The organism is Escherichia sp. WS1451 (genome assembly GCF_046487365.1).
In the GTDB taxonomy this organism is placed as follows: Bacteria; Pseudomonadota; Gammaproteobacteria; order Enterobacterales; family Enterobacteriaceae; genus Escherichia; species Escherichia coli.
In genome coordinates this window covers 126,471-143,004 of sequence record NZ_JBJQJP010000012.1, presented here as the reverse complement: position 1 = coordinate 143,004, position 16,534 = coordinate 126,471, and the positions used below count along the sequence as shown (strand labels likewise).

The following is a 16,534-nucleotide window of genomic DNA, read 5'->3' as shown; positions in this document are numbered from 1 at the left end:
CGCCATAGGCGGGCCGGATTTACATTGGCGATGCGTTAGATTGTAACGACACCAATCAGCGTGACAACTGTCAGGATAGCAGCCAGACCGTAGAAAACCCATTTGCCCGCAGGTACGTGGATTTTCAGATCGTGCATCGCGTGGTGCATACGGTGTAAACCACACCACAGCGGCAGAACGATCATCAGGAACAGGAATACGCGACCAATGAAGCTCTGCGCGAACGCCAGAACGCGCTCGTAGCTCAGCGCATCACCCGGAAATAGCCCCAGTGGCAGCAGAATACCAACCAGCAGGATCATCACCGGCGCAATAATTGCGCTCCACATACCACCGGCCCCGAAGAGGCCCCAGAATACCGGTTCGTCAGAACGCTTTGGATTTGGATTAATCATCTCAGGCTCCTTACCAGTACAGGGCAACAAACAGGATTACGATGGTGGCAACCACAGTTACCGCCCAGAGACTTTTGATAATTGGCTCTGGTCCCATTTTTTCGTCTTTTACAATGATATTGGCTGCTTTTGGTGCCAGCTCAAACCAGGTTTTGGTGTGCAGCAGGGCTGCCGCCAGAGTGATCAGGTTAATGATCACGATAACCGGGTTTTGTAAAAAGTCGACGAATCCCGCCCAGGCTTCCGGGCCATTTTTCAGGGCAAACAGCCCGAAAATCAGTTCAATGCTGAACCACACAGCCGGAACCGCCGTGCCTTCGCGCAGCATGTAAAAGCGATAAAACGGCAATTTTTTCCACCAGGTGGACGTCATTGGCCGTACATACGGTTTACGTTTAGTCGTCATGTTGCACTCCTTAGCGTGGTTTCAGGGTCGCGATAAGAAAGTCTTTCGAACTTTCTACTTTGCCCTGCTGAATGGCCGCAGCCGGATCGACGTGTTTCGGGCAGACTTCGGAGCAGTAGCCCACGAAAGTACAGCTCCATACGCCGTTCTGGCTGTTCAACTGCGCCATACGCTCCTTCTTACCGTGGTCGCGGCTATCTTCGTTATAACGATGCGCCAGCGTAATGGCAGCCGGACCGATGAACTCTGGGTTCAGGCCAAACTGCGGGCACGCGGCGTAGCACAGACCACAGTTGATGCAACCGGAGAACTGGTGATACTTCGCCATCTGCGCCGGGGTCTGGATGTTAGTACCCTGATCCGCGGTGCGGGAGTTGCCGATGATGTACGGTTTGATCGCTTCCAGACTTTCGATGAAGTGGGTCATATCGACCACCAGATCGCGTTCAATCGGGAAGTTAGCTAACGCTTCAACCTTCATACCGTCGGTGTAATCACGCAGGAAGGTTTTACATGCCAGTTTTGGCACGTTGTTAACCATCATGCCGCAGGAACCACAAATCGCCATACGGCAGGACCAGCGGTAGCTCAGGTCCGGTGCCAGGTTGTCTTTGATGTAGCCCAGCGCATCCAGTAATGAGGTAGTTGCGTCATAAGGCACTTCATAGAATGCGCTATGCGGTGCGGTATCGACTTCCGGGTTATAGCGCACCACCTCAATTTTCAGGTTTTTCATCTCAGCCATTCGCCTTCTCCTTCTTATTGGCTGCTTCCGCCTTATCGGCTGCATCCGCTTCGCCACCGTAAACGCGTTTAGCTGGCGGCAGCGTAGTAATCTTCACGTCGCTGTACTCCAGGCGAGTCGTGCCATCAGCATCGCGGAAGGCGAGGGTGTGTTTGAGGAAGTTGACGTCGTCACGCTCGGTGCAACCTTCGTCCAGACGCTGGTGCGCGCCGCGGGACTCTTTACGTGCCATTGCGGAGTGCGCCATACATTCAGCAACGTTCAGACCGTGACCCAGTTCAATGGTGTAGAGCAGGTCGGTGTTGAACACGCTGGAAGTGTCGGTGATGCGCACGCGCTTGAAGCGTTCCTGCAATTCTGCCAGCTTGTCGATGGTTTTCTGCATCAGTTCTGGCGTACGGTAGATACCGCAGCCTTCTTCCATGGCCATGCCCATTTCGTCGCGGATCTTAGCCCAGTTTTCGCCGCCATCCTGGTTAACCAGATCTTTCAGGCGCTGTTCAACGCCAGCAACCTGAGCATTGATTGCTGCATCGTTGCCATTACCGGCAGTAGATGCGCGTTCCATAGCTTGCTCACCGGCCAGACGACCGAAGACCACCAGTTCCGCCAGCGAGTTGGAGCCCAGACGGTTCGCACCGTGCAGACCAACAGAGGAACATTCACCCACGGCGAACAGACCTTTAATGCGGGTTTCACAGTTCTGATCGGTTTCGATACCGCCCATGGTGTAGTGTGCGGTCGGACGTACCGGAATCGGTTCTTTAACCGGATCGACGCCAACGTACGCTTTCGCCAGTTCGCAGATGAACGGCAGACGTTCATGCAGTTTTTTCTCGCCGAGGTGACGCAGGTCGAGATAAACCACATCGCCACGTGGCGTGGAGATGGTGTTGCCTTTACGCCATTCGTGCCAGAAGGCCTGAGAAACTTTGTCGCGTGGACCCAGTTCCATATATTTGTTTTTCGGCTCGCCCAGCGGAGTTTCCGGGCCCATGCCGTAATCTTGCAGATAACGGTAGCCATTTTTGTTGACCAGAATACCACCTTCACCGCGGCAGCCTTCGGTCATCAGGATACCGGAACCTGGTAGACCGGTTGGGTGATACTGAACGAATTCCATGTCACGCAGCGGAACGCCGTGGCTTAGCGCCATACCCATACCGTCACCGGTAACGATGCCGCCGTTGGTGTTGTAACGATAAACGCGACCCGCACCGCCGGTAGCCATAACGACCGCGTTAGCACGGATCTGCACCAGCGTGCCTTCCATCATGTTCATTGCTACCAGGCCGCGAACATGACCATCATCAACCAGAATATCCAGCACGAAATGTTCGTCAAAACGCTGGATCTGCGGGAATTGCAGAGAGGTCTGGAACAGCGTGTGCAGCATATGGAAGCCGGTCTTATCGGCGGCGAACCAGGTACGCTCGATTTTCATGCCGCCGAAGCGACGTACGTTGACGCTACCATCCGGGCGACGGCTCCATGGGCATCCCCACAGTTCCAGTTGGGTCATTTCGGTTGGGCAGTGGTGGACGAAATAATCCACGACATCCTGCTCACACAACCAGTCGCCACCCGCTACTGTATCGTGAAAGTGATATTCGAAGCTGTCATGATCCTGCGCGACAGCGGCGGAGCCCCCTTCTGCAGCAACGGTATGGCTACGCATCGGGTATACTTTTGAGATTAGTGCGATTTTTGCATTTGGATTTGCCTGCGCGGCAGCAATTGCAGCACGTAATCCCGCGCCACCGGCGCCTACAATGGCAAGATCGGCTTGAAAGGTTTGCACGACATTCCTCCAGATTGTTTTTATCCCACAGCCCCGTACTTCAGGGTAAGTGCCTGAAAGTTACGGTCTGCGAACGCTATTCCACTGCTCCTTTATAGGTACAACAGTATAGTCTGATGGATAAGTCTGAAATTTGACGAGATCGATTTTTTTAGTGCGCAAGAGGGCTAAATTATCACTGAAGATGATTAATTTAATTACTAAACCATCAGATCGTGCTTTTTTTAGTCACTGCCCACCGTTGTTTGATTCCTGCGTAAAATTTGTCTCGCCGTCGCGTTGCGAGTAGACTTCGTGCCCTTGTCAAAAACTGGAGATTTAACTATGAGCGAAACGGCATCCTGGCAGCCGAGCGCATCCATTCCTAACTTATTAAAACGCGCGGCGATTATGGCGGAGATCCGTCGTTTCTTTGCCGATCGTGGAGTGCTGGAGGTGGAGACGCCTTGTATGAGCCAGGCGACGGTAACCGATATTCATTTGGTCCCGTTTGAGACACGTTTCGTTGGCCCCGGGCATTCGCAGGGGATGAATCTCTGGTTAATGACCAGCCCGGAATACCATATGAAGCGCCTGCTGGTTGCCGGTTGTGGGCCGGTATTCCAGCTGTGCCGCAGCTTCCGTAATGAAGAGATGGGGCGTTATCACAACCCTGAGTTCACTATGCTTGAGTGGTATCGACCGCACTATGATATGTACCGATTGATGAACGAGGTGGACGATCTCTTGCAACAGGTGCTGGACTGTCCGGCAGCAGAAAGCCTTTCTTATCAACAAGCTTTCTTGCGTTATCTGGAAATTGACCCACTCTCTGCCGACAAAACGCAACTGCGGGAAGTGGCAGCGGAACTGGATTTGAGCAACGTTGCCGATACTGAAGAAGACCGCGACACGCTTCTACAATTGCTGTTTACCTTTGGCGTAGAGCCAAATATTGGCAAAGAAAAACCGACCTTTGTGTACCACTTTCCAGCCAGCCAGGCATCACTGGCGCAAATCAGTACCGAAGATCATCGGGTCGCTGAACGCTTTGAGGTTTATTATAAAGGTATTGAGCTGGCGAATGGTTTCCATGAATTGACGGATGCCCGTGAGCAGCAACAACGCTTTGAACAAGATAACCGTAAGCGCGCGGCGCGCGGTTTGCCGCAGCACCCCATTGACCAGAATCTGATTGAAGCCTTGAAAGTCGGTATGCCTGACTGTTCCGGCGTGGCATTAGGCGTTGATCGTCTGGTGATGTTGGCGCTGGGCGCGGAGACACTGGCTGAAGTCATCGCCTTTAGCGTTGACCGGGCATAATTCTGAAAAATTACTGAATTAACCGCGAAGAATGGCGTGATAAGCGCCATTCTGTAGCATATGTTTTCATTTTTCCGCTAAAGGCCACAATTTAAGACTGGATATTTGATATCATCCAGGTATCAATTCTGTATTGGTTTTTACGCTGCCCGCTCAATGTTGGGCAGTGCAGTTCAGTGGGCGCGTTTTATACACGCGCTGAAATGAAGGATGGTTTCATGCCTCACACGATAAAAAAGATGAGTCTGATAGGACTCATATTGATGATCTTTACTTCCGTATTTGGATTTGCCAATAGCCCATCGGCTTATTACTTAATGGGTTATAGTGCGATTCCCTTTTATATATTTTCTGCATTGTTATTCTTTATTCCATTCGCCTTAATGATGGCTGAAATGGGAGCTGCTTATCGCAAAGAAGAAGGCGGTATCTATTCCTGGATGAATAATAGTGTCGGACCACGTTTTGCCTTCATTGGTACATTTATGTGGTTTTCCTCTTATATCATCTGGATGGTGAGTACCTCCGCGAAAGTTTGGGTACCGTTCTCAACATTCCTCTATGGTAGCGACATGACCCAGCACTGGCATATTGCCGGACTGGAGCCTACGCAGGTGGTTGGTCTGCTGGCAGTGGCATGGATGATTCTGGTCACCGTCGTTGCTTCTAAGGGGATTAATAAAATTGCTCGCATTACTGCGGTGGGCGGTATTGCAGTAATGTGTCTGAATTTAGTATTGCTGTTAGTAAGCATTACTATTTTGTTATTAAATGGTGGGCATTTCGCGCAGGATATTAATTTCCTTGCATCACCGAACCCAGGTTATCAGTCCGGTCTGGCGATGCTATCGTTTGTGGTATTTGCCATTTTTGCCTATGGCGGAATTGAAGCGGTGGGTGGTCTGGTCGATAAAACGGAAAATCCAGAAAAGAACTTTGCCAAAGGTATTGTTTTTGCCGCTATTGTTATTTCAATCGGTTATTCGCTGGCAATATTTTTATGGGGCGTCAGCACAAACTGGCAGCAGGTATTAAGTAATGGTTCCGTTAACCTCGGCAATATTACCTATGTGCTGATGAAGAGCCTCGGGGTGACGCTGGGTAACGCACTGCATTTGTCACCTGAAGCGTCATTGTCGCTGGGCGTATGGTTTGCGCGTATTACCGGACTTTCGATGTTCCTCGCTTATACCGGTGCGTTCTTTACGCTTTGCTATTCACCGCTGAAAGCCATCATCCAGGGGACGCCGAAAGCGTTGTGGCCAGAACCGATGACGCGCCTGAATGCGATGGGGATGCCGTCTATCGCCATGTGGATGCAGTGCGGGCTGGTTACTGTCTTCATCCTGCTGGTTTCGTTTGGCGGTGGCACCGCATCGGCGTTCTTTAACAAACTGACTCTGATGGCGAACGTGTCTATGACGCTTCCTTACCTGTTCCTCGCGCTGGCTTTCCCATTCTTTAAAGCACGTCAGGATCTCGACAGACCGTTTGTGATTTTCAAAACGCGTATGTCGGCAATGATTGCGACGGTGGTTGTCGTACTGGTGGTGACATTTGCGAACGTCTTCACCATCATTCAACCTGTGGTTGAAGCCGGAGACTGGGACAGCACATTGTGGATGATTGGCGGCCCTGTCTTCTTCTCGCTGTTAGCGATGGCGATTTACCAGAACTATTGCAGTCGCATGGCGAACAAACCTGAGTTAGCTCTCGACTGATCATATGAAATCCTGCAACTCATCGTCTCTCCGGCGATGAGTTGTCAGGAAGTAATGCGTATGGATGATACTCTCCGGGGCCAGTGATAACTGAAGATGATGTTAAGCTGCTAAATGAGCCACGTTGACATCATTTGGCAGCTTCATGCATTACAAACTTCCCGTCTGACGACCTTTACCCACAGAAGTTAATGTTCTCCCCGTTTGCTTACCGTTGAGGCTTTCCAGACGCATCTGGAAGGGCGGGAATGGCATATCGATACCGTGGGCATGGAAACCTGCCAGAATTAGCTGGTGGATCTCATGGCGTAGCGGCATACGGTGACCCATCTCAGCGGCGTAAATACGCAGCTCGAAAATCTGAATCCCCTGTTGCAGATCCACCAGGAAGACTTCCGGTGCCGGGTTGTCGATCACCAGCGAGCAGCGACGCGCTGCGGTGAGCAGGATTTCCGTCACTTCTTCACTGTTGGCATCGGCAGGGGCCGGAATCGTCAACACCACGCGCGTGACCGAGTCAGAGAGCGACCAGTTGATAAACTGCTCGGTAATAAACGCCTTGTTCGGCACGATTATCTCTTTACGGTCCCAGTCGCTGATGGTGGTGGCGCGGGTGTTAATTTTCGTCACGCTACCAGTAAGATCGCGGATCGTTACCGTATCGCCAATGCGAATCGGTTTTTCGAACAGGATGATCAGGCCAGAGATAAAGTTGGCGAAAATTTCCTGCAAACCAAAACCGAGACCAACACCGAGCGCGGCAACCAGCCACTGCAATTTCGACCACTCAATACCAATCATCGAGAAGCCGACCAGCCCGCCAATCAGCATCAGCAGATATTTGGTGATGGTGGTGATGGCGTAGCCCGTACCCGGCGTTAAATCCAGGTGCTGCAAAATCGCCAGTTCCAGCAGCGCGGGCAGGTTGCGCACCAGCTGCGTGGTGATGATAAACACCAGAATGGCAATCAGCACCGCACCGAGGGTAATCGGCTCCAGACTTTCCACGCCCTGTACCGTGGAAGTGACATCCCACAACGAAATATTTTCGAGGAAGCCGAAAGCGGAATGGATTTCTGACCACAGCACAATGACCGAAAGCAGGGCGATCAACATCAAAATTGAGCGCACCAGCCGCAAGGATTGCGCACTGATAGCATCGAGATCGACTTCGCTTTCATCGACTTCAATTGCTCCTTCCGGGCTACTGTGATGATGCGCTTCCTCTTCGCCACGCGCACGTTGCGCTAACATCTCTGCCCGGCGATGCTTCGCCCGGTCAAACGCCAGCCTGCGGCGCTGGATCAGCATCCAGCGGCGGATAACGTGATAAACCACCAGTAGCAGGAACCAGATGGCAACCGAGGTTTCAAGCCTCGCTAACAGTGCCTGCGCCGTTGCCAGATAACCCACCGCCGACGCCAGAATAGCGACCAGCGGTGCGCTAATCATCATGTTCCACAGCATATGGTTGGTAATGTTGTCGCCGCTGCCTTCTTTGTTGAGATACAGCGGGATCCCGGCCTTTTTCAGGCTGAGGGTGACCACCGCCAGCGCACCGCAAATGAGGATAAAGCAAAGCCGTCCCAGCGAACCGGAGAATTCACGGTCGTCGAGGTTATCGAACATCATCAGCGCCATAATCAGTGGCACAATAAGCCCGATGCTCATCAGGTAGTAGCGCATCCCACGGGAAACCCGTTCGCGAGGCCAGCCAAAATGAGCGATAAACAAGCCGTTCGGGCGGGCAAAGGTGGCGCAAATCATCACTACCCACAGCAGCGGCACTGTGGCCGTTACGCCATCACCAATCGCGACCGCCAGCGGATAAGGCCACGCCTCGCGCAAGCCGTAACCCAGTGTCATCCACAGCACAGGCAGCGGTGACGCGACGAGAATCGACCAGAAAAGAGTGCGTAACGTCAGCCAGAAGTGATCCTGAGTCACTTTGCCGACTTTCGCCGCCGAACGTTCAAGAAAACGGGTAAAATAGCGGCGCGAGTAAATACTGCAACCGACCAGAATCAACGCGCCAAACAGCGGCAAAATCGTCTCTTTACTGGTCAGCATCATCACACTGGCTTTGCCCAACTGACTGAAGGTGTCCAGCGAAATGAGACGACGCAGATCCTGGGCGATTTCCAGCGGCCAGGCGATGGTCATCGGGCGCACGTCAGAGGTCCAGAACAGATAGCGGTGCGTCGCTTCATTCACCTCTTTCAGCGCATCCTCCAGTTGCCCGTTGGAGACTTTCAGCTTGGTCAGTTCCAGTAGTAGCGTGTCTCCACCCTGCAACAATGAGTTCAGCAACTCACGCTGAGTGCGTAGCTGTGCTTCCAGAATACGGTTTTGCTCGGCGGTCAGCGGCTGACCGTCGGCCTGATGAATTTGCCTTAGCTGCGGCTGTTTATTAAGCAGATCCTCATAACGTAACCGTTGCACACGCAACTGCGCCATTTCGGTATCAAGTTGTTGTGGTTTTGGCATTTCCGGCAGCCGTGCCACCTGCGCCCGCAACGCTTCGCCGAGCAGGTTGGACGAGCCCAGCCATTGCGACTGTTCACGCAGCGTATTCAACGCCTGCCGGACCTGTAACGTCTGGCTGGCAGCCTGACGCTGTTGCGAGGCAACGAGATCCATCCGCTGCGCCTGTTGATTCAGCGCTGCCGATAGTTCGCGGTTAATTTTGAATTGCGCGACGATATCTTTCGGCAAATCGGCACTGTTTTCTGCCAGTAATTCGGTACTTTCCAGCGCCCGCTCCGCCTCAAGCTGACGTTGGCTGTTCAACTGATTACGTAAGGCCTGCAAATATGCATCCAGTTGCTGGCTCTCTTTTTCCGCCAGCTCTGAGCGTAAACGCGCTAATTCCTGGCGGTTATTGGCGGACAGCTGCGCCAGTTCCAGTTCATCGACGAGCGCTTTCAGGCGTGCGGAGTCAGACTGCAACGCGAAATTTTGTGCCTGATTGAGCGGGGAATTGCCGGTAAGCGTCCCCAGGCGGCGCTCGATTTCATTTAACTGACGGCGGGCATCGGTTTGCTGTTGCGGCAGTTGATTCAGCGAATCGGCAATCTCGCGGGCGCGTTCCTGCTCTTGCTGGGCCTGACGGCTTTTATCCAGCAACTGGCTGCTGACCTGGAGAATTTCCTGATTCAGCGCGTCGGTAGACATTCCCGGTGACACGCTGCGCGGCTCGTCACGCATGTTGTTTAATTGCGCGCGCAGAGTAGCTGAGAGTTTCGGATAATTATCAATGACTTCTTGATATTGCTTGATGCGCTCAAGGGAACCTTTTCGTTCCTCAAGCGCATTTAAGGCAGACTGGAGCGCCTCTACGACTTCCGGTTGCGCGGGTTTCGCCGCTTTTGCCTGCTCCAGTTCTTGTGAGATTTGTTTGCTATCGGGGGCCGTCGCGGCGTACGCCCCCCAACTGAGGCACCAGGCCATCAGAAAAGTGATAATCAGGCGCACGTCAGCGTTTCCTTTGATGGATTAGACCTGGTCTTTTTTGTCGTCAACCAATGGGCTGGCGTCGTGTTCTGCTTCGATCTCTTCAGCAGGAAGCGGGGAGGGTTCAGCGTCTGGCGTAACAAAGGTTTCGGTAGATACTGCCAGCGGCTGGCCAATTTTCGTGACAGACAGGCTTTCCAGTTGCTCAACCAGATTCACTTTACCCGGTGCAAACAGGTTGATAACGGTGGAACCGAGTTTAAAGCGACCCATTTCCTGGCCTTTCAGCAGTGCCACAGAACCGTCGTTTTCCCCGGCAGGCCAGGTCCAGCGCTTGATGATACCTTCGCGCGGCGGCGTAATGGTGCCCGCCCAGACCGTCTCAATGCTGCCAACAATCGTCGCCCCGACCAGAATCTGCGCCATTGGGCCAAATTCGGTATCGAACAGGCAGATCACGCGTTCGTTACGGGCAAACAGATTCGGCACGTTCTGAGCGGTGAGATGGTTAACGGAAAAGAGATCGCCCGGCACGTAGATCATCTCACGCAGAATACCGTTGCACGGCATGTGTACGCGGTGGTAGTCACGCGGGGAGAGGTAAGTGGTCACAAACGTACCGTTGCGGAACAGGTCCGCCATCAGATAGTTGCCTGCCAGCAGGGCTTCGAGGCTGTAGTTGTGGCCTTTGGCTTGCAGGATTTTATCTTCTTCGATTTTACCCAACTGGCTGATAACGCCATCGGCAGGCATAACCAGTACATTCGGATCGGTATCGATTGGGCGTACTTCGTCACGCAGCGGACGGACAAAGAATTCGTTAAAGGTGCGGTAGCTGGCGGTATCCGGCTTTTGCGCCTCTTTCATGTCGACCTTGTAGTATTTAACGAACAGATCGATAACCAGTTTTGTCAGCCATCCTGCCCGCTTGCTTGCGCCCCAACCCGCCAGGCGAGTAAGCCATAGTTTCGGCAGAATGTACTGTAGCGAAAGTTTAAATGAATTTAACAAGGTAGCCTCCAGGCCATTGTTTTGTCGTTCCTGATCCGGCCTACATGCCGGATCCTGAAAAAAGGGGACGATTCTAACGACGGTTAGCTTAATTGTCAGTCATCCGTATCAGAAAAGTTTTTACGCGTTTTTACCTGCGCCATGCTTTCCAGAATACGGTGATAGTTTTCGAAACGGGTTTCCGCGATTTTCCCTTCCTCAACCGCTTCCCGGATAGCGCAGCCCGGATCGGTATCGTGTTTGCAATCGCGATATTTACACAGACCTAAGTAGTCATGGAATTCGACAAAGCCCTGAGTGATTTGTTCCGGCTCCAGGTGCCAGAGGCCGAACTCACGCACTCCTGGGGAGTCAATCACATCACCGCCGTGCGGGAAGTGATACAGCCGAGCGGCGGTCGTGGTGTGCTGACCGAGACCCGAGTTGTCAGAGACATCGTTGGTCAGGATCTCTTTTTGCAGCCCCAGCAGCGCGTTCAGCAGGCTGGATTTACCGACGCCAGACTGCCCGGCAAAAATGCTGATGCGCCCGGTCAACGCCTCTTCCAGCGGTTTCAGCCCATCCTGAGTATGACTGGAAACCATCAATACGCGATAACCGATATTGCGGTAGATATCCATCTGCTCGTTGACGAACTCCATGCCTTCGTCGTCCAGCAGGTCTATCTTGTTGAGCACAATAATCGGCTCAATCTGCAAGGTTTCGCAGGCCACCAGGTAACGGTCGATAATATTGAGCGACAGCTCCGGCAAAATGGCGGAGACAATGACAATCTGGTCGATGTTGGCGGCAATAGGTTTCACGCCGTCGTAGAAATCCGGACGCGTCAACACCGAGGTGCGCTCATGCACCGCTTCCACGATCCCTTTGACATTTACGCCTTCCGCCGCCGGTTTACCCGGACGCCAGACTACGCGGTCGCCGGTCACCAGCGAACGGATGGTACGGCGAATATTGCAGCGGTGAACGTCGCCATCTGCGGATTCCACATCAGCGTGCATACCAAAGCGGCTGATGACGATACCTTCATCAGGCTCGCCAAACAGATTGTCGTCGTAGTCGGGCTTCTCCTTAGACGTTTTAAGACGACGCTGGTGATTGGCGTTCACGCGGCGCTGCTGGCCTTTGGAGAGTTTATTTTTACTCAATCGTACAGACTCCTGGTCGCCCCTGATGGGCAAAACATCTATGATACACGCAATTGTGGATCAATATAGTCACTGTGAATGGGTGGAAAATAGCATGAGTGCCAATGAAAACAACCTGATTTGGATCGATCTTGAGATGACCGGTCTGGATCCCGAGCGCGATCGCATTATTGAGATTGCCACGCTGGTGACCGATGCCAACCTGAATATTCTGGCAGAAGGGCCGACCATTGCAGTACACCAGTCTGATGAACAGCTGGCGCTGATGGATGACTGGAACGTGCGCACCCATACCGCCAGCGGGCTGGTGGAGCGCGTGAAAGCGAGCACGATGGGCGATCGTGAAGCTGAACTGGCAACGCTCGAATTCTTAAAACAGTGGGTGCCTGCGGGAAAATCGCCGATTTGCGGTAACAGCATCGGCCAGGATCGTCGCTTCCTGTTTAAATACATGCCGGAGCTGGAAGCCTACTTCCACTACCGCTATCTCGATGTTAGCACCCTGAAAGAGCTGGCGCGCCGCTGGAAGCCGGAAATTCTTGACGGCTTTACCAAGCAGGGGACGCATCAGGCGATGGATGATATCCGTGAATCGGTGGCGGAGCTGGCTTACTACCGCGAGCATTTTATCAAGCTGTAAAATTTTTCCTGGTCACGTAAGCGCCGGAATCCACTTGCGGCGGCGTGATTTTGACGCTAAATTGAACGTCTTGCTGATAATTTCAGCACTTGAGATAAAAACTCAAAAAAAATTTTTTAGGGGGGTTGCAGAGGGAAAGATTTCTCGTATAATGCGCCTCCCGTAACGACGCAGAAATGCGAAAATTACGAAAGCAAAATTAAGTAGTACGCGGGAATAGCTCAGTTGGTAGAGCACGACCTTGCCAAGGTCGGGGTCGCGAGTTCGAGTCTCGTTTCCCGCTCCAAAATTTGAAAAGTGCTACAAAGCACAGACCACCCAAGCGGGAATAGCTCAGTTGGTAGAGCACGACCTTGCCAAGGTCGGGGTCGCGAGTTCGAGTCTCGTTTCCCGCTCCAAAATTTGAAAGTGCTGTAAAGCACAGACCACCCAAGCGGGAATAGCTCAGTTGGTAGAGCACGACCTTGCCAAGGTCGGGGTCGCGAGTTCGAGTCTCGTTTCCCGCTCCAAATTCTTCTCTCAATAAAATATCCACAGCGACGCGATGCGTTATTGCTGGTTTTTGTTGTCTCTGACAAACTCTTGTAAACAGAGTTATCCACAGCCTCAGGCCGTAATCTTAATTTCAAAGAAACTTCGCACGGTGAATAGTATTTTTTTTAACCTATTGATAGATAAGTTAAAAATTAAGATTTCGTTTTGTCGTATCGATCACTTGACGATTTTTTCCGGCTTGAATTGCAATGCGTTTTTATTTTTATTCACAAGCTGTGGATGAATCAGGCGTCACGCGGTAACCCTTTTTCAATCACCCGAACCAGACGCTGTTTTTTCGGTAATTGCACTTCGACCACGCACGCATTTCGCCTCTCGATTTGCTGCGCAATCGCCCACGCTATGTGCTCATCAAGAAGTGGGTGCTCACCTTTACGACTTTCCAGCGCTGTCAAAATCGTTTCATCCCAGGGCGCATTGCCTAAGGCTACGGCAATATTACGCAGCCAACGCAGGTGACCTATACGGCGAATCGCCGAACCTTCCGTGACTTTTAAAAACTTCTCTTCACTCCAGGCGAATAACTCAATGAGTTCCGGTGCGTGTAGCGGCTTACGCGGGCTGAAATCGTCTTCTGTAGTGAGTTGCGAATAGCGATTCCACGGGCAGATAAGCTGGCAGTCATCGCAACCGTAAATACGGTTTCCCATTAACGGTCGCAACTCTTCCGGGATCGCCCCTTCCAGTTCGATGGTGAGATAAGAGATACAGCGGCGAGCATCGACGGTATATGGCTCGACGATGGCACCGGTCGGGCAAATCGTCATACAGGCCACGCATTTACCGCATCCTTCCTCGACTGGTTGATCCACGGGTAGCGGAATATCGACCAGCAATTCGCCTAAAAAGAAGAACGAACCGGCCTCGCGATTGAGGATAAGTGAGTGCTTACCTGTCCAGCCAAGACCTGCTTTTTCAGCTAACGGGCGCTCGAGAATAGGCGCAGAATCGACAAACGGTCTAAAATTCAGCGAAACACAATGTTGCTGAATCATCTCGCCCAGCTTTTTGAGTCGGTTGCGCAGAAGCTTGTGATAGTCACGGCCCAGCGCATAACGGCTAACATAGCCGAGTTTGGGATTTTTCAGCGTGCTGGCAAATGCGGCGTTAGCAGGAAGGTAATTCATCCGCACGCTGATCACGCGCAGCGTACCGGGCAATAATTCGTGAGGACGAGCACGCAGCATACCGTGACGCGCCATCCAGTCCATTTCGCCGTGGTATTGTTTGTCCAGCCATGCTTGCAGTTTGGGCTCGGACGCGCTGAGATCGGTATCGGTAATACCTACCTGCTGAAAGCCCAGTTCCAGCCCCCACTGTTTAATTTTTTGCGCTAACTGATTGAGATCGAGGGGCTCTGACATGACGGACCATACAATGAAGAAAAACCCCGTAAGTATACCACACACCGTCTGGCACGCCGACGATATCCGCCGCGGAGAACGCGAGGCGGTAGATGCGCTGGGGCTCACACTCTATGAGCTGATGCTTCGCGCTGGCGAAGCCGCATTCCAGGTGTGTCGTTCGGCTTATCCTGACGCCCGCCACTGGCTGGTGCTGTGCGGTCATGGTAATAACGGCGGCGATGGCTACGTGGTCGCGCGACTGGCAAAAGCGGTCGGTATTGAGGTCACGCTGCTGGCCCAGGAAAGTGACAAACCGTTGCCGGAAGAGGCCGCGTTGGCGCGCGAAGCATGGTTAAACGCGGGAGGCGAGATCCATGCTTCGAATATTGTCTGGCCCGAATCGGTAGATCTGATTGTTGATGCGCTGCTCGGTACCGGATTACAGCAAGCGCCTCGTGAATCCATTAGCCAGTTAATCGACCACGCTAATTCCCATCCTGCGCCGATTGTGGCGGTTGATATCCCTTCCGGCCTGCTGGCTGAAACTGGCGCTACGCCAGGCGCGGTGATCAACGCCGATCACACCATCACTTTTATTGCGCTGAAACCAGGCTTGCTCACTGGAAAAGCGCGGGATGTTACAGGACAACTGCATTTTGACTCACTGGGGCTGGATAGCTGGCTGGCAGGTCAGGAGACGAAAATTCAGCGGTTTTCGGCAGAACAACTTTCTCACTGGCTGAAACCGCGTCGCCCGACTTCGCATAAAGGCGATCACGGGCGGCTGGTGATTATCGGTGGCGATCACGGCACGGCGGGGGCTATTCGTATGACGGGGGAAGCGGCGCTACGTGCTGGTGCTGGTTTAGTCCGAGTACTGACCCGCAGTGAGAACATTGCGCCGCTGCTGACTGCACGACCAGAATTGATGGTGCATGAACTGACTATGGACTCTCTTACCGAAAGCCTGGAATGGGCCGATGTGGTGGTGATTGGTCCCGGTCTGGGCCAGCAAGAGTGGGGGAAAAAAGCCCTGCAAAAAGTTGAGAATTTTCGCAAACCGATGTTGTGGGATGCCGATGCATTGAACCTGCTGGCAATCAATCCCGATAAGCGTCACAATCGCGTGATCACGCCGCATCCTGGCGAGGCCGCACGGTTGTTAGGCTGTTCCGTAGCAGAAATTGAAAGTGACCGCTTACATTGCGCCCAACGTCTGGTACAACGTTATGGCGGCGTAGCGGTGCTGAAAGGTGCCGGAACCGTGGTCGCCGCCCATCCTGACGCTTTAAGCATTATTGATGCCGGAAATGCAGGCATGGCGAGCGGCGGCATGGGCGATGTGCTCTCTGGTATTATTGGCGCATTGCTTGGGCAAAAACTGTCGCCGTATGATGCCGCCTGTGCAGGCTGTGTCGCGCACGGTGCGGCAGCTGACGTACTGGCGGCACGTTTTGGATCCCGCGGGATGCTGGCAACCGATCTCTTTTCCACGCTACAGCGTATTGTTAACCCGGAAGTGACTGATAAAAACCATGATGAATCGAGTAATTCCGCTCCCTGATGAGCAGGCAACATTAGACCTGGGCGAGCGGGTAGCGAAAGCCTGCGATGGCGCAACCGTAATCTATCTGTATGGCGATTTAGGCGCAGGTAAAACCACCTTTAGCCGGGGCTTTTTACAAGCTCTGGGTCATCAGGGTAATGTCAAAAGCCCCACTTATACGTTGGTCGAACCCTATACGCTCGACAATTTAATGGTTTATCACTTTGATTTGTACCGCCTTGCCGATCCCGAGGAGCTGGAGTTTATGGGGATCCGCGATTATTTTGCCAACGATGCCATCTGCCTGGTGGAGTGGCCACAACAAGGTACAGGTGTTCTTCCTGACCCGGATGTCGAAATACACATTGATTATCAGGCACAAGGCCGTGAGGCGCGCGTGAGTGCGGTTTCCTCTGCGGGTGAATTGTTGCTGGCGCGTTTAGCCGGTTAACCTTTGAAAGGTGG

At 52.8% G+C, this 16,534-nt stretch carries 14 protein-coding genes and 3 tRNA genes; 9 read left to right on the top strand and 8 right to left on the bottom strand.

Going from position 1 to position 16,534, the window contains the following annotated elements:
* Window positions 1–35 precede the first annotated feature (35 nt).
* The 4 genes from frdD to frdA are packed head-to-tail and all read right to left on the bottom strand — an operon-like array spanning window position 36 to window position 3,347.
* Window positions 36–395 (bottom strand): fumarate reductase subunit FrdD, encoded by a 360-nt coding sequence (gene frdD / locus ACJHX7_RS16405; protein WP_000609663.1) that lies wholly within the window; start codon window positions 393–395, stop codon window positions 36–38.
* A 10-nt stretch (window positions 396–405) separates the two neighbouring features.
* Window positions 406–801, bottom strand: a complete 396-nt coding sequence (gene frdC / locus ACJHX7_RS16400; protein ID WP_000208757.1) for a fumarate reductase subunit FrdC — start codon at window positions 799–801, stop codon at window positions 406–408.
* 10 nt (window positions 802–811) lie between these two features.
* Entirely contained in the window at window positions 812–1,546 is a 735-nt protein-coding gene (frdB, locus tag ACJHX7_RS16395; protein ID WP_000829498.1) for a fumarate reductase iron-sulfur protein, read from the bottom strand.
* The gene (gene frdA, locus ACJHX7_RS16390; RefSeq protein WP_001192967.1) at window positions 1,539–3,347 is read right to left on the bottom strand and encodes a fumarate reductase (quinol) flavoprotein subunit; all 1,809 of its coding nucleotides are present in this window, start codon (window positions 3,345–3,347) and stop codon (window positions 1,539–1,541) included. Before frdA ends, frdB begins: the two co-directional genes overlap by 8 nt.
* A gap of 324 nt (window positions 3,348–3,671) precedes the next feature.
* Between frdA and epmA the strand changes: the two genes are divergently transcribed.
* On the top strand, window positions 3,672–4,649 hold the full coding sequence (epmA, locus tag ACJHX7_RS16385) for an elongation factor P--(R)-beta-lysine ligase (RefSeq protein ID WP_094030457.1): 978 nt from the start codon (window positions 3,672–3,674) through the stop codon (window positions 4,647–4,649).
* A gap of 218 nt (window positions 4,650–4,867) precedes the next feature.
* Window positions 4,868–6,370, top strand: a complete 1,503-nt coding sequence (gene yjeM, locus ACJHX7_RS16380; RefSeq protein WP_001446769.1) for a glutamate/gamma-aminobutyrate family transporter YjeM — start codon at window positions 4,868–4,870, stop codon at window positions 6,368–6,370.
* Window positions 6,371–6,520: 150 nt separating this feature from the next.
* Here yjeM and mscM read toward each other — a convergent pair whose 3' ends face one another.
* The 3 genes from mscM to rsgA form a co-directional block, all read right to left on the bottom strand.
* Entirely contained in the window at window positions 6,521–9,844 is a 3,324-nt protein-coding gene (gene mscM / locus ACJHX7_RS16375) for a miniconductance mechanosensitive channel MscM (protein WP_094030458.1), read from the bottom strand.
* A 21-nt stretch (window positions 9,845–9,865) separates the two neighbouring features.
* Window positions 9,866–10,834: an archaetidylserine decarboxylase gene (asd, locus tag ACJHX7_RS16370; protein ID WP_000934927.1), complete on the bottom strand. Its 969-nt coding sequence runs from the start codon at window positions 10,832–10,834 to the stop codon at window positions 9,866–9,868.
* Window positions 10,835–10,929: 95 nt separating this feature from the next.
* Window positions 10,930–11,982: a small ribosomal subunit biogenesis GTPase RsgA gene (rsgA, locus tag ACJHX7_RS16365; RefSeq protein WP_000041976.1), complete on the bottom strand. Its 1,053-nt coding sequence runs from the start codon at window positions 11,980–11,982 to the stop codon at window positions 10,930–10,932.
* Window positions 11,983–12,076: 94 nt separating this feature from the next.
* On the opposite strand from rsgA, the gene orn reads away from it, so the two are divergent.
* From orn to ACJHX7_RS16340, 5 genes are all read left to right on the top strand, one after another.
* A complete protein-coding gene (orn, locus tag ACJHX7_RS16360) occupies window positions 12,077–12,622 on the top strand; it encodes an oligoribonuclease (RefSeq protein WP_001295188.1) in 546 nt (181 codons plus the stop codon).
* A 210-nt stretch (window positions 12,623–12,832) separates the two neighbouring features.
* Window positions 12,833–12,908, top strand: a tRNA-Gly gene (locus ACJHX7_RS16355).
* A 36-nt stretch (window positions 12,909–12,944) separates the two neighbouring features.
* A tRNA-Gly gene (locus ACJHX7_RS16350) sits at window positions 12,945–13,020 on the top strand.
* Between the two features lie 35 nt (window positions 13,021–13,055).
* A tRNA-Gly gene (locus tag ACJHX7_RS16345) sits at window positions 13,056–13,131 on the top strand.
* A 234-nt stretch (window positions 13,132–13,365) separates the two neighbouring features.
* Entirely contained in the window at window positions 13,366–13,419 is a 54-nt protein-coding gene (locus ACJHX7_RS16340) for a hypothetical protein (protein ID WP_010723271.1), read from the top strand.
* Here ACJHX7_RS16340 and queG read toward each other — a convergent pair.
* Window positions 13,402–14,541 carry a tRNA epoxyqueuosine(34) reductase QueG gene (gene queG, locus ACJHX7_RS16335; RefSeq protein ID WP_001294198.1) on the bottom strand — a complete coding sequence of 380 codons (1,140 nt, stop codon included), beginning with the start codon at window positions 14,539–14,541 and terminating at the stop codon, window positions 13,402–13,404. The genes ACJHX7_RS16340 and queG overlap by 18 nt on opposite strands.
* Here queG and nnr point away from each other — a divergent pair.
* Window positions 14,540–16,087, top strand: coding sequence for a bifunctional ADP-dependent NAD(P)H-hydrate dehydratase/NAD(P)H-hydrate epimerase (gene nnr / locus ACJHX7_RS16330; RefSeq protein ID WP_094030074.1), 1,548 nt, complete (start codon window positions 14,540–14,542; stop codon window positions 16,085–16,087). The two genes, queG and nnr, sit on opposite strands and share 2 nt — an antisense overlap.
* On the top strand, window positions 16,059–16,520 hold the full coding sequence (tsaE, locus tag ACJHX7_RS16325; RefSeq protein ID WP_000981977.1) for a tRNA (adenosine(37)-N6)-threonylcarbamoyltransferase complex ATPase subunit type 1 TsaE: 462 nt from the start codon (window positions 16,059–16,061) through the stop codon (window positions 16,518–16,520). The genes nnr and tsaE overlap by 29 nt, the downstream gene beginning before the upstream one ends.
* Window positions 16,521–16,534 lie beyond the last annotated feature (14 nt).

Bases quoted from the DNA above. Each gene is read 5' to 3' on its own strand.
- frdD (WP_000609663.1), bottom strand. From the start codon at position 395: ATGATTAATCCAAATCCAAAGCGTTCTGACGAACCGGTATTCTGGGGC.
- frdC (WP_000208757.1), bottom strand. From the start codon at position 801: ATGACGACTAAACGTAAACCGTATGTACGGCCAATGACGTCCACCTGG.
- frdB (WP_000829498.1), bottom strand. From the start codon at position 1,546: ATGGCTGAGATGAAAAACCTGAAAATTGAGGTGGTGCGCTATAACCCG.
- epmA (WP_094030457.1), top strand. From the start codon at position 3,672: ATGAGCGAAACGGCATCCTGGCAGCCGAGCGCATCCATTCCTAACTTA.
- yjeM (WP_001446769.1), top strand. From the start codon at position 4,868: ATGCCTCACACGATAAAAAAGATGAGTCTGATAGGACTCATATTGATG.
- orn (WP_001295188.1), top strand. From the start codon at position 12,077: ATGAGTGCCAATGAAAACAACCTGATTTGGATCGATCTTGAGATGACC.
- nnr (WP_094030074.1), top strand. From the start codon at position 14,540: ATGACGGACCATACAATGAAGAAAAACCCCGTAAGTATACCACACACC.
- queG (WP_001294198.1), bottom strand. From the start codon at position 14,541: ATGTCAGAGCCCCTCGATCTCAATCAGTTAGCGCAAAAAATTAAACAG.
- tsaE (WP_000981977.1), top strand. From the start codon at position 16,059: ATGATGAATCGAGTAATTCCGCTCCCTGATGAGCAGGCAACATTAGAC.